10 protein-coding genes are annotated in these 13,843 nt (G+C 41.6%); 5 read left to right on the plus strand and 5 right to left on the minus strand.

Translation table 11 applies throughout. The annotated features are described in order from the left end of the window. Nucleotide 1 precedes the first annotated feature (1 nt). Nucleotides 2-1,237 (plus strand): glycoside hydrolase family 57 protein, encoded by a 1,236-nt coding sequence (locus tag QWY93_RS05360; RefSeq protein WP_290247143.1) that lies wholly within the window; start codon nucleotides 2-4, stop codon nucleotides 1,235-1,237. Between the two features lie 45 nt (nucleotides 1,238-1,282). On the opposite strand, the gene clpB is transcribed toward QWY93_RS05360, so the two are convergent. Next, nucleotides 1,283-3,898 carry an ATP-dependent chaperone ClpB gene (gene clpB, locus QWY93_RS05365; protein WP_290247144.1) on the minus strand — a complete coding sequence of 872 codons (2,616 nt, stop codon included), beginning with the start codon at nucleotides 3,896-3,898 and terminating at the stop codon, nucleotides 1,283-1,285. A gap of 239 nt (nucleotides 3,899-4,137) precedes the next feature. On the opposite strand from clpB, the gene rlmN reads away from it, so the two are divergent. From rlmN to QWY93_RS05380, 3 genes are all read left to right on the plus strand, one after another. After that, nucleotides 4,138-5,199 carry a dual-specificity RNA methyltransferase RlmN gene (gene rlmN, locus QWY93_RS05370; protein ID WP_290248828.1) on the plus strand — a complete coding sequence of 354 codons (1,062 nt, stop codon included), beginning with the start codon at nucleotides 4,138-4,140 and terminating at the stop codon, nucleotides 5,197-5,199. Between the two features lie 113 nt (nucleotides 5,200-5,312). After that, nucleotides 5,313-5,939, plus strand: coding sequence for a TetR/AcrR family transcriptional regulator (locus QWY93_RS05375; RefSeq protein ID WP_290247145.1), 627 nt, complete (start codon nucleotides 5,313-5,315; stop codon nucleotides 5,937-5,939). A gap of 38 nt (nucleotides 5,940-5,977) precedes the next feature. Then, entirely contained in the window at nucleotides 5,978-6,448 is a 471-nt protein-coding gene (locus QWY93_RS05380; RefSeq protein ID WP_290247146.1) for an outer membrane beta-barrel protein, read from the plus strand. 209 nt (nucleotides 6,449-6,657) lie between these two features. Here QWY93_RS05380 and QWY93_RS05385 read toward each other — a convergent pair whose 3' ends face one another. Genes QWY93_RS05385 through QWY93_RS05400 form a run of 4 tightly spaced genes read right to left on the minus strand, consistent with a single transcriptional unit; the run spans nucleotide 6,658 to nucleotide 10,641 of the window. Then, a complete protein-coding gene (locus QWY93_RS05385) occupies nucleotides 6,658-7,572 on the minus strand; it encodes a rhomboid family protein (RefSeq protein WP_290247147.1) in 915 nt (304 codons plus the stop codon). 2 nt (nucleotides 7,573-7,574) lie between these two features. Next, the gene (locus QWY93_RS05390) at nucleotides 7,575-8,366 is read right to left on the minus strand and encodes a rhomboid family intramembrane serine protease (protein WP_290247148.1); all 792 of its coding nucleotides are present in this window, start codon (nucleotides 8,364-8,366) and stop codon (nucleotides 7,575-7,577) included. A gap of 3 nt (nucleotides 8,367-8,369) precedes the next feature. Then, nucleotides 8,370-10,232 (minus strand): DNA mismatch repair endonuclease MutL, encoded by a 1,863-nt coding sequence (mutL, locus tag QWY93_RS05395; RefSeq protein WP_290247149.1) that lies wholly within the window; start codon nucleotides 10,230-10,232, stop codon nucleotides 8,370-8,372. After that, nucleotides 10,225-10,641 carry a hypothetical protein gene (locus QWY93_RS05400; protein WP_290247150.1) on the minus strand — a complete coding sequence of 139 codons (417 nt, stop codon included), beginning with the start codon at nucleotides 10,639-10,641 and terminating at the stop codon, nucleotides 10,225-10,227. Before QWY93_RS05400 ends, mutL begins: the two co-directional genes overlap by 8 nt. 181 nt (nucleotides 10,642-10,822) lie before the next feature. Here QWY93_RS05400 and QWY93_RS05405 point away from each other — a divergent pair, with 181 nt between their 5' ends. Then, nucleotides 10,823-13,780 carry a serine hydrolase domain-containing protein gene (locus tag QWY93_RS05405; RefSeq protein ID WP_290247151.1) on the plus strand — a complete coding sequence of 986 codons (2,958 nt, stop codon included), beginning with the start codon at nucleotides 10,823-10,825 and terminating at the stop codon, nucleotides 13,778-13,780. The last annotated feature ends 63 nt before the right edge of the window (nucleotides 13,781-13,843 follow it).

The following is a 13,843-nucleotide window of genomic DNA, read 5'->3' on the forward strand; positions in this document are numbered from 1 at the left end:
TATGAGAACCATTTGTTTTTATTTCCAAGTTCATCAACCCTACAGGCTCAAGCCTTACCGGTTCTTTGATATAGGGGAAGACCATCATTATTGGGATGAATTTGCTAACAAAAATATCATGAGAAAGGTAGCCGAAAAATGCTACCTCCCTATGAATCATTTGCTCCTTGAACTGATCAATAAATACCAAGGGCAGTTCAAAGTAAGCTTTTCCATTTCAGGAACCTTTATGGACCAAATGGAAGCCTATGCCCCCGATGTACTGGAAAGTTTCCAAAAACTGGTCGATACCGGAAATGCAGAACTCCTAAATGAAACTTATGCCCATGCTCTTGCGGCCTTAAAGAGCAAAAATGAATTCCAGGACATGGTGCGGAAACAACAAGAAAAAGTAAAAGCCTTGTTCAATGGATATACCCCTAAAGTATTCCGGAATACGGAGTTGATCTATTCCGATGAGATCGGTGCCATGGTAGCTGAGATGGGGTATAAAGCTATTCTTACGGAAGGAGCCAAACATATTTTGGGCTGGAAAAGCCCTAATTATGTGTACTGCAATGCCATTGATCCTAAACTAAAAGTTTTGCTAAAAAATTTCCGGCTAAGTGATGATATTGCTTTCCGGTTTGGAGAAAAGGGCTGGGCAGATTGGCCATTGACTACAGACAAATTTGTCAATTGGATCAACCAAATCCCTCAGGAAGAAGAGGTAATCAACCTCTTTATGGACTATGAAACTTTCGGTGAGCACCAGTGGGAGGAAAGTGGAATATTTGAATTTATGCGCCACCTGCCAGAAGCCGTATTCAGTAAATCCAATTTCACGTTTTCTACCCCTTCTGAGGTAGCAGCTAATATTGCCCCTGTTGGGAAAATCCATGTCCCCGTACCCATATCCTGGGCTGATGAGGAAAGGGATTTGACAGCCTGGCTAGGCAATGACCTTCAGGATGAAGCTTTTGACCGTTTGTACGAACTGGAAGATATGGTAAACAGGTCCTCAGATCCCCTAATCCAGCGGGACTGGAAATACTTACAGACCAGTGATCATTTCTATTATATGTGTACCAAATTCTTCTCTGATGGTGATATTCACGCCTATTTCAGCCCCTACGAAAGTCCATATGAGGCCTTTATCAACTATATGAATGTTCTGAGTGACTTTATGCTAAGGCTAAAAAAGGACCAGGAAGACCGATTGATAGAGGAGGGTGAGGATAAAAGAACCACTGCTTGAACAAAAAAATAAATAAAAATCCCCGGGGATTTCCCGGGGATTTTTTTATTCCACTTCCATATTTTCCACATTCTTAAAGTAAACCTGTTTATCCGCATCCAGATCCACCAACACAGCAGAATCATTCTGAATGTATCCTCCAAGAATCTGTTTGGATAATTCATTGAGAATCAACTTTTGCATAGTCCTCTTCAATGGCCTGGCACCAAACTGCGGATCAAAACCAACTTCACCCAGATAATCAAGTACTTCCGGAGTAGCTTCAATTTCTATACCTGAAGCCTCCAACCTACGCTGAACCTCTCTCCATTGAATATCCACAATTTTCCGGATTACCTTTTTGTCCAAAGGTTCAAACATGATGGTTTCATCTATCCTATTGAGGAATTCTGGCCTTACAGATTTTTTCAGCAATTCGAAAACTTCCAATTTTGTTTCCTCTATCACCGCTTCTTTGTTCCATTCCTCTAAGCTTGCAAATCGCTCCTGGATTAAATGAGAGCCAATATTGGTGGTTAAGATGATAATGGTATTTTTGAAATTGGCCACCCGGCCTTTATTGTCTGTTAATCGACCATCATCAAGCACTTGCAACAATATGTTGAAAACATCCGGATGGGCTTTTTCGATTTCATCCAAGAGGATCACAGAATAAGGCTTCCTTCTTACCGCTTCAGTCAATTGCCCCCCTTCATCATAGCCAATATAACCCGGAGGGGCCCCCACCAACCTGCTGACCGCATGCCTTTCCTGGTATTCTGACATATCGATCCGCACCATGGCATTTTCATCATTGAAAAGGTATTCTGCAAGGGCTTTGGCCAATTCAGTTTTACCAACACCCGTGGTTCCCATAAAGATAAATGAACCGATCGGTCGCTTAGGGTCCTGCAGCCCTGCACGGCTCCTCCTGACCGCATCGGAAAGGGCGGAAATGGCTTCTTTCTGGCCTGCCACACGCTTACTTAATTCCTCTTCCAGGTGGAGTAATTTTTCCCTTTCACTTTGGATCATCCTGGAAACAGGAATACCGGTCCATTTGGCCACCACCGCAGCCACGTCTTCAGAATCCACTTCCTCTTTAAGCAAAGGAGAGCCTTTTTGCATCTCTACCAATTGGTTTTGGAAGGATTCCAACTTTTTCTCGCTTTCGGTAATTTTTCCATATCGGATCTCAGCAACCTTTCCAAAATCCCCGGACCGCTCCGCTTGATCGGCCTCCAGTTTGTACTTATCAATATTTTCCTTCTCCCGCTGAATACCGGTAATTACGGCTTTTTCACTTTCCCATTTGGCTTTTACACTTTGCCGCTTTTCAGAAAGTTCAGCTATTTCCTTACTCAAAACAGCTTCTTTGTCTTTGTTTTTCTCACGCCTGATGGCCTCCCGCTCAATTTCCAACTGCATGATCCTGCGATTCAGCTCATCCAGCTCCTGAGGCAAGGAATCTATTTCCATTCTTAATTTGGCTGCTGCCTCATCCATCAGGTCAATGGCCTTATCCGGCAAAAACCGGTCTGTAATATATCTTTGGGAAAGCTCTACGGCGGAAATGACGGCATCATCTTTGATCCTCACCCCATGGTGCAATTCATATTTATCCTTGATACCTCGTAAGATGGAAATGGCATCATTGACATCTGGTTCATCCACCATTACGGTTTGGAACCGCCTTTCCAAAGCCTTATCTTTTTCAATGTACTTTTGATATTCCTTCAGGGTAGTTGCACCAATAGCATGCAGCTCGCCCCGGGACAAAGCAGGCTTAAGGAGATTCGCTGCATCCATGGCTCCCTCACCACCGCCTCCAGCTCCGATAAGGGTATGGATCTCATCTATAAAAAGGATGATTTCCCCATTGGAATCGGTAACCTCTTTAATAACAGCCTTTAGCCTTTCCTCAAATTCCCCTTTATATTTGGCACCAGCTACCAGTAAGCCCATGTCCAATGAAATCAGGGTTTTGGTTTTTAGGTTTTCAGGCACGTCCCCACTGACAATCCTTTGTGCCAAACCTTCTACAATGGCAGTTTTACCTGTTCCGGGCTCTCCAAGAAGGATAGGGTTGTTTTTGGTTCTCCGGGCCAATATTTGCAACAACCTTCTGATTTCTTCATCCCTCCCAATGACAGGATCTATTTTGCCCTTTTTGGCCAACTCATTCAGGTTCTTGGAATATTTTTCCAAAGACCTGTATTTGGCTTCCGCATTCTGATCAGTCACTTTACTTCCTTTTCTAAGTTCTTTTATTGCCTCGATCAGGGATTTTTCTGCCACCCCTTGATCTTTTAATAACCTGGCCACCTTATCCTTTCCAGCCAATATTGCTAGCAATAAATGCTCAATAGCAACAAATTCATCTCCAAAAGTCTTTAAATAATCCTTGGCTTTGATAAGAACTTGATTGCTATCTTGGGAAAGGTAAGGCTGTTGACCACTTACCTTAGGATAAGAATGGATAATTTCATCCAGTTTTTGATTTAACAGGGAAATATTCACCCCCAATTTTTTAAACACAAAATCTGTAACATCCTCATCTTCGGAAAGAATCCCTTTGAACAAATGAGCAGGTTCAATGGCCTGTTGCTGCTCGGCCATCGCCAGCTCCGCCGCCTTTTGGACGGCTTCCTGTGATTTTATGGTGAATTGTTTAAAGTCCATATAGCTTGTTCTTTTTTTGCTTTATTGATTGTATTCGAGCTCAGGAATACCCTAATCAAAATCAACACCAATGGAAATTATTAGCCAAACCCGGAAATAATGACCGGAAAAACCACAAAACCAGCAACTTTAGCGTCATTTTGTCAGAGCAATTCGGTCACAAGAAGACTTGGGCAAGAAGCTTGGGACTTATCCAAAATTATTTCCATCATCTCCAGACTATTTGCTACCTTTGTAAAATGATTATGGAGGGAAAGCGAGATATCAGGAAATTAAGTTTGGAGCAGTTGGAGGAATTCTTCCTTTCTGTAGGGGATAAAAAATTCAGGGCCAAGCAGGTCTATGAATGGTTATGGAACAAGTCATTGAAGAATTTTGATGACATGACCAATATCTCCAAAGACACCCGGGAAATGCTAAAGGACCACTTTACCATCAACCATATCCAGGTGGATCTAATGCAACATTCAAATGATGGAACCATCAAAAATGCAGTAAAACTTTACGATGGTAAGATCGTGGAATCGGTACTAATTCCTACCTCCAAGAGAATTACCGCTTGTGTTTCCTCACAGGTGGGCTGCAGCTTGGATTGTAACTTTTGCGCAACCGCCCGATTGAAAAGAATGCGTAATCTCAATCCTGATGAGATTTATGATCAGGTAGTGGCCATAAAAGAGGAAGCTAACACTTATTTCCAAAGGCCATTGACCAATATTGTTTTTATGGGGATGGGTGAACCATTACTGAATTATGCCAATGTCCTTGCGGCAATTGAAAAGATCACCTCCCCAGAAGGGTTGGGAATGGCGGCCCGCCGGATTACCCTTTCCACTGTGGGAATCCCCAAATTGATTAAAAAATTGGCTGATGAAGAGGTAAAAATTAATCTGGCCATTTCCCTGCATTCTGCCATCAATGAAACCCGCAGCAGGTTGATGCCGATCAACGATGTCAACCCTATTGAGGATTTGGGAGCCGCCCTGCAGTATTGGTATCAAAAAACTAAAAGAAAAGTCACCTATGAATATGTGATTTGGGAGGGCATTAATGATGATGAAAGGCATGCCAAAGCCTTGGCCAAATTCTGCAAATTGATCCCCTCTAAAGTCAATATCATCCAATACAACCCCATAGATGACGGAGAATTTAGGCAAGCTTCCCAATCCGCAGTGGACATGTATGTTGAGATACTGGAAAAACAGGATATTGTGGCCAAAGTACGTAAATCCAGGGGGCAGGACATTGATGCAGCTTGTGGCCAATTGGCCAATAAAAATGAGGTGGCCAGCCTTTCCTAAAACCGCCCTCCCCGTTATTTGCCATTTAAAAGGTTTTTCGACAATAATTGGTTAGAAAGTTCATTCTTCTGTTTTTTTTCACTTAATTTAATTAGAAAGAAAACACCACAACCATGAATAGAACCCATATATTAAAAACCGCTTTGGACCTATTTAATCGCCGAGGTTATAGTAAAACCCATCTGGAAGATTTACTGGAGGAAGCTGATATCACCAAACCCAATTTTCTGGATCATTTTGACAACCTGGAAGAAGTAGTCACCATTTTATTTATTCAACTTTGCGAAGAGTCGGATGAGGCTGCGGAAAAAATCGACAAATCAGTACCGGTGCTGGGAATGCTTCATGAAATTATGTTGGCCTCCTATCAAATTCAGGTAAAATACCGTTTTATCTTTCATGATTTTTACAATATCCTCACCAAAATAGAAATTATCAAGGACAGGTATTTCGAATTGATTTCTCTTCGGAAAACGCAACTGAAGCATTTATTTGAAAACCTGGTAGGTGAAGGGATTTTTAAAAAAGAAATGATTCCCGGCCAATTTGACAACCTTGCTTCCCAAATCACTATGCTTTCAGATTACTGGCTGGCACATAATCAGATCATGTTTGGCCCTCCCCCAAAACCTGCATTTTACAGCAAGCTTAATTACTCCATCATTGTCCCCTATCTTTCAGAAATAGGCCTTGGGGAATTCAAGAAATTTCTTAAAACAACCAGCCCTAAATTGGATTAATATTTGTGGTGATAAAGTTTTACCAAACTAATATCGCCATGAAAAAACTATTATTAACCCTTTTACTAGCTACAAGCATCAGTATTGTATTTGCACAAAGCAAAGGAGATTTCAGAGTCCAACTAGGAGGAGATTTTGGATTTGACACTGAGTTATTTGGTTTAAACTTGGGCGGTGAATATTTTTTCACAGATCAAATTTCGGCTGCCCCTAACTTTACCTTTTATTTTCCAGATTATGGAAGCCTCAACACCCTCAATGTGGATGCACGGTATTATTTTACCCAAGAAATCCTGCAATGGTACGGCATGCTTGGTTTTACCAATAATTGGGTAACGATAGAAGCTACAGGTGATGATTTCACAAGCTCAAATGCAGGAGCCAATATTGGCGCAGGCGGAGTCTTAAAGTTTGCCGACCAACTGGCATTTAATCCAGAATTAAAATACCAAATCCAGGATGGAGGCCAGGCAGTTTTCCGGCTTGCTTTGGTGTATTTTTTTAATTAAAAACTTTATCAAACAAAAAGGACAGGGCTCCCTGTCCTTTTTGTTTCTTTTAATTCAACTTTTCAAAAACCCCTTATGATTTTACTCCACCCCCAATAGACTTATTTTACTTTTATTCGATACTTCAAACCGGACCAAAAAAGCAACCCTCCACATCTAAAAAAATATGTCTCCAGGACTTCCCCAATTGATTCTTTTTAAAAATACAGCTACGATTTATTGCTATAATCGAACAATTTTCTCTTTTCTTCCTTAGACAGGCTATCATACCCTTTCTCAGCTATTTTATCCAATATCTTGTCAATTTCTTCTTGGGTAGCCCCGTTACTTCCTTTTTTATCATCTTTCAAAGGTTCAGAACGGTAAGAGGTTGATTTTTTTCGGTAGGTAACTTTAACATTCGGCCGGGTAGAAAATAATTTCTCAAAAAAATTCCCTACAGCCTGAACTGGAATCCCAAGGTCGGTACCCTTTTGTAACAAAACAATATAAAAATACCCCAGAGCAGCACCTCCCAAATGGGCCAATTCCCCTCCGGCATTAGCTCCGGTACTGTTGGCAAAGGCTATTACCACATAAAAAATGGCAATATATTTGATCTTAACCGGACCCAACAGGATCAAATGAAACGAAGTATTAGGCGTTAAAGTAGCTGCCCCCACGACTATGGCATATACCCCTGCACTAGCACCTAACATCAGGGCAGAATCCAACCGTTCACTAAAAAAGGGTGCCAAATTGTACATCAACACAAAAAGCAAAGCACCTGAAACCCCTCCAAGAATATATAAATTGGCCAGTTTGCGGCTACCTAGGTATTCATTGATCAAAAGGCCAAACCAGTAAAGGAAAAGCATGTTGAAAAGGATATGAAAAATCCCCTCATGCAAAAACATATAGGTGATAATGGACCATGGTTGAAAGACAAAATGGCCAACTGATGCGGGCATCATCAGAAAAGAAAGCATCTTATCATACAATCCCCCACCTCCTCCAATGGTCATAAACACCCGGAGAACTAAAAATACCAGAAAAACCAGCAAATTAATAGCAATGATTTTATACAGGCTATTATTTTGATGTTTAAATGCGTTCTTTAAGTTATACCAGAAACCTCCGTACATGATCAATAAAAGCTAGTTCTATTTTTTTTCCAGAAAGTTACCAAAATCGCCCCTATTATTAAACCACTAAGGTGGGCAAAATGTGCCACATTATCCATGGGATTATTTAAAAGGACACTATAGACCGTATAAAGTCCATAAAACAACACTAAATACTTGGCCTTTATGGGCATAGGGGGAAACAACAAAAAGAGTTGTGTATTGGGAAACAGCATCCCAAAAGCAATCAATACCCCAAACAATGCACCGGAAGCTCCTACCATAGGCACATTAGCTTTGGACTCACGGATATATTTCATGCTGTCCTCTGCCCTTTGAATGTAATTTTGATTATCGGGATCATGGCTATAATCGTCGATAAAATCATATATTCCAGGTTTAAACATGTGCCTATTTTCCGATACAAATTGATTAAACATCTCAGGGTCGGGATTATTGTAAAAACTTTCCAACTGGTTATCCAATTGGTTCATTTGATAGGCCGTGTACCCGGAATACAAAACTCCTGAACCAATCCCACAAACCATCCACAAGATCAAAATCTTCTTTGGCCCTAGAAACTGCTCCAATAAAGGCCCGAAGATAAAAAGCCCAAACATATTGCTGAACAAGTGCCAAAAGTCGGCATGCATGAACATATAGGTCAGCAATTGGAAGGGCATAAACCTCCTGCTTTCAATATAATAAAGTGCAAGCCAAGCTTGCAAATCCTTTAGAAAGAAAGAGGTGATCACGAAGACCCCAATAGTAATCAATAAAAGGTTTTTGACAACTGGTGTTAAAGATCTGAACATAAATTATTTCTCAAAAAAACTGCGAATTCTATTTAAATCAAGCTTTTCAAAGGTTTTGTTCCCGGAAAGTCCATAATTGGGGTTTTGACAGGCAAATAGCTGACCAACCAGGGTTTCCATTTCCTGGGCATTTAATTTTGCTCCTTTTTTAATGGAAGATTTTTTCGCCAATGACCTTGCCAAGTTTTCCTTGTTTTCCAGGGAAAGTTCGGATTTGAAATGGTTAAATTGTTCCAAAAGCCCTTCAAATAAAGCTTTTTCATTGTTGATGGACACATCAGCCGGCACCCCTTTCACCAATACGGTATGCTGCCCAAATTCTTCCACTACAAATCCCAAATCGGATAATTCCTCCTGTAAGTCCATCACAAGGGCAAAATCTGCAGGGCTTAAGGAAATGCTTTGGGGAAACAAACATTGTTGTGATGCCCCTCCTGCATTATTCAGTTGTTTTAGGAAGCGTTCATAAAGAATCCTTTCATGACTGGCCTGTTGGTCCAACAGAAGTACTCCGGAACTCATCTGAGCTACAATATACGTCATTTCCACTTGAAAAGTAGCCCCCTTTCCTGCTTCTTCGGAAGATAACAAGCTTTCCTTTTTTTCTACCTCCTCATTGGCTTTACTGCTGAAAGTGAGCAATTCGGTACCAACCTCCTCTTTTCCTTGCCTTAATGCCTCCGTCTTAATTGGATCAGAAGAGCTGGAATGTCCCTCAAATAAACGCTCCCATTCGGTACTATCTTTTTGTTTGTACAATGGGGAAGTAAAGGTCTTGTAATTGTTTTCCCGCTTGACATCATCACTTTTTTGCTCGTCATTTTTCCAATTTTCAGAAAAATTAACATCCATGCTAAAATCCAAGGTAGGCACCACATTATGGGCCCCAAGGGCTTGTTTGACTCCTGACCGTACCACTGAATAGATAGTCCTTTCATCGTCAAATTTGATTTCAGTTTTGGTAGGATGAACATTGATGTCAATATGGCTAGGATCAATCTCCAAAAACAACACATAAAATGGATGTTGATCTGAAGCGATCAAACCTTCATAGGCATTGGAAACTGCATGATGCAGGTAATTGCTTTTTATATAGCGGTTATTGACAAAGAAATACTGTTCGCCTCTGGATTTTTTGGCATTTTCAGGTTTTCCCACATACCCTTTTATCTTAACATGAGGGGTATCCTCCTGACAAGCCACCAGCTTACCCTGATAATTTTTTCCAAATATCCCTACTATCCTTTGGCTTAGCTTTCCAGGGTTGAGCCTGAAAAGTTCCATATCATTTTGCATCAATGAAAATTTGATCTCAGGATAGGACAAAGCAACCCTTTGGAACTCCTCCACAATATGTTTCATTTCCACAGGATTGGACTTGAGGAAATTCCTCCGGGCAGGAACATTATAAAAAAGGTTTTTTACTGCTATAGAAGTCCCGTCAGGACACACAACGGGTTCTTGTTTTTTGACCTCTGAACCTTCCACAAATAGCAAAGTCCCCAACTCCTCTTCACTTTGTTTGGTCTTCATCTCCACTTGGGCAACCGCAGCAATGGAAGCAAGGGCTTCACCCCTAAAACCAAAGGTCTTAATGGCAAAAAGATCTTCCGATTTTCTGATCTTCGAAGTGGCATGCCTTTCAAAACTCATCCGGGCATCCGTAAGGCTCATTCCCTTACCATTGTCTATGACCTGAATCAGCATCTTTCCAGCCTCCTTGATCATTACCTGTACCTCTGTGGCCCCTGCATCTACGGAATTTTCCATCATTTCTTTTAGGGCAGAGGATGGCCGCTGCACTACTTCCCCCGCAGCTATTTGGTTGGCAATAGCATCCGGAAGCAGCTGAATTATATCACTCATGTTTTTTCCCTTTCAATCTAAAAAATAAAACAACTGCCGCTATTCCGATGGCCAGATAAAGCATGTAGTAAAGAATATCCGCCCCCCAATAAAGGTAACCGGTAATGGTGCCTACCAGGAAAAGTAATATGATCAATCGAAGCATACCCACACTATTGAATATGCTGGAAGGTTTATTCCGAATCGGCCCCCCATGGGTAAATGCCCCCCTGATAGTGGAGGCATGATAATCCTCCTCTTTCAATTTTTCACCTATTCCTTCCCCTGGTTTCAATAAACCTTTGGCCTCAAGCTCCCGTTTGATTCTGGCAGTTTTTTGTTCTATTTCTTCCTTTACAGGATCATAATGCCTGGGTTTCATTTCAAACCGCATTGGCCGGGCCGTTTTAAATATGGAAGGAAATTTCATGATAATTTCTGATTCGTTTAAACGATTATTTCGTTAGTAAGGAGTAATCCAGCAACTGTTCATCAAAATTTGATAGGCAGAAGCTTGATTTTTACGTATGTTTGGGCCGTCAATTAATAGCGGTGAAATACGTCCTTACAAAGGTATTTTAAATTTTAAGCAATAAAAACTAAACATCTGCATGCGGCAAAAAGTTTGGATCACCCTTCTCTGCATATTTGTTCAAGTAAATTTGATCTTTGCCTTTCCTAAAGTGGAAGGTAACCAAGACCCTTTGAGGGCTTTGGATCCCAAAGCTCAGAGACAATGGGTGGACAGTGTTTTTAACAGCATGTCCTTTGAAGGCCGTCTTGGACAATTGTTTATGGTGGCTGCATTTTCCAATAAGGACCAAGAACATGTTGAAGAAATCAGCAAACTCATTCAGGAAGAAAACCTTGGAGGGCTTATTTTCTTCCAGGGAGGACCGGTCCGGCAAGCCAAACTAACCAACCACTACCAATCCATTTCTGATACCCCACTATTCATTGCCATGGATGCTGAATGGGGAATCAGCATGCGGCTGGACAGTGTTTTGCAGTTCCCAAAGCAAATGACTTTAGGGGCCATTGAAAATGATGAGCTAATATATAAGATGGGTACTGAAATTGCCCGCCAATTTAAAGCAATGGGAATGCATATCAATTTTGCCCCAGTAGTGGATGTCAATTCAAACCCCGAAAACCCGGTGATTGGGTACCGGGCTTTTGGAGAAGAAAAAAAGAAAGTGGCACAAAAAGCCCTGGCTTACATGAAAGGTTTGCAGGACCATGGCATTATGGCCAATGCCAAGCATTTTCCCGGGCATGGGGACACGGACGCTGACTCCCACTTTACCACGCCAGTAATCCAAAATTCCGAAAAACATATTTCCGAGATAGACCTATACCCTTACAGGCAATTGATTCGTCAGGACCTCATGAGTGTAATGGTGGCCCACCTTCACATCCCAAGCCTCGGCACTACTTCCAAACTTCCTTCTACCTTGAGTAAGAACGTGGTTACCGACTTGCTAAAGGATGATCTTGGATTTGAAGGGCTTATTTTCACCGATGCCCTAAATATGAAAGGGGTAAGCCAGCACCACAAACCCGGAGAGGTTGACTTATTGGCCTTATTGGCGGGAAACGACATTTTGCTTTACTCAGAGGACGTTCCTAGATCAAAAAAATTAATCCTTGAAGCAGTCAAAGAGGGACGAATCAGCGAGGAAGAAATTGACGAACGGGTAAGGAAAGTGCTCAGGGCCAAATATTGGGCTGGACTCAATCAAAACAACCCTATTTCTACCGATAAATTGGTGGAAAGGGTAAGTACCTTTGAAACAAAGGCCCTCATAGAACAACTTTATGCAGCCTCCATTACCATGGTGGCCAATAAAGGTGATTTCCTGCCCCTAAAAAACCTGGACCTCCTTAAAATGGCCTCCATCACGGTAGGTGATGGTGGTGGCACTTTTCAAAAACAACTAGACAGGTATGGTCCATTTCATCACTTTACCCTTCCCAGGAACAGCAGCACAGGCACCTACAGGGCCTTGCAAGAAAATCTAAAAGATTACAATACCATCGTGGTAGGAATCACCGATGTAAGTAATAACCCCAAAAAGGATTTTGGCATCAAGGAAAGTGACATGTATTTTATCAAAAACCTAAGTAAAAAATACAATGTCATAACGGTACTTTTTGGGAATGCATATGCCGCCAAATTCCTGGAAGGAATGCCACATGTATTGGTGGCCTATGAAGAAAATGAATTTACTGAGAAAATTGCCCCTCAAATTATTTTTGGTGCCAGACCGGCCCTTGGAAGCCTTCCTGCTTCAGTTAGCCCAGATTTTCCTGCAGGAACGGGTTTAGAGCTTGAACCGATTGGTCGCTTGGGATATAGCCAACCCGAAACACAGGGAATGGATAGCAGGGTGCTCTTGCAAATCGATGAAAAGGTGGAGCGGGCAATTGCAAAAAAATCTACACCAGGAGCCATCGTTTTGGTAGCCAAAAATGGAAAGGTGGTATTTGAAAAAGCTTATGGACATCATGACTATTCCCAGTCCAGGCAGGTGACCCCTAAGACCCTTTATGACATTGCCTCCATTACCAAAGTCATGGCCACTACCCAGATCTTGATGTTTTTGGAAAGCAGAGAACTCATAGACATGGGTGATCCCATAGGCAAATATCTGCCAGAACTTAATAAAACCAACAAGGGCAAATTGCTATTGAAGGACATCATGGCCCACGAGGCTGGATTGGTTTCCTGGATTCCTCATTATACCCAAACCCTTGAATCCGGTCATTGGAAAAAAGGCTATTATTCTGACCAGGAAAAAAGGGGTTATTCCATCCAAGTAGCCAAAGACATGTATGCCATGAACACATTGCCAGACAGTGTATGGAAATGGACAATTGAATCAGAGCTTAGACCTTTACCCTATGGCAAAAAGAAATATGATTATAAATACTCGGATCTGGGCATGTATATGCTTCGAAGGTTGATTGAAAAAGTAGTCAACCAACCCATGAATGAATTTTTGGAACAAAATTTCTTTGAGCCCCTAGGCTTATATACATTGACCTATTTACCATTGGAAAAATATGGTCCCGAGGACATTGCCCCTACTGAAAACGATCAAATATTTAGAAAATCAACCATCCAGGGATATGTACATGACCCCGGAGCAGCTATGTTGGGGGGAGTTGGTGGCCATGCCGGTTTATTTGGTACAGCCAATGATTTGGCGGTCATGATGCAAATGATGCTCCAGGGAGGAAATTATGGTGGCGTAAACTTATTGGATGCAAAAACCGTAAAAGAATTTACCCAACGTCAATCCGACCAAAGTAGAAGGGCTTGGGGTTGGGACAAACCAGAACCTGAACCTGATAAGGGTGGAGGGGCTGGTAAACTGTCCCCAAAAAGCAGTTTTGGTCATACCGGTTTTACAGGAACAGCAGTATGGGCTGATCCAAAAAATGAACTGATATATGTATTCCTTTCCAATAGGGTACACCCGGATGCAAGCAATAACAGTTTGCTGACAGATGATGTTAGAACTGATATACATGACATTATCTATCGTTCCCTTAAGGAACAATGAAAAATTCCGGGTTTTTTGAACAAATTGGGAGGGATTTGTTGTTAAAGGAAGCATTATTTACAA

The sequence above is a fragment of the Echinicola jeungdonensis genome, assembly GCF_030409905.1.
Classification (GTDB): Bacteria; Bacteroidota; Bacteroidia; order Cytophagales; family Cyclobacteriaceae; genus Echinicola; species Echinicola jeungdonensis.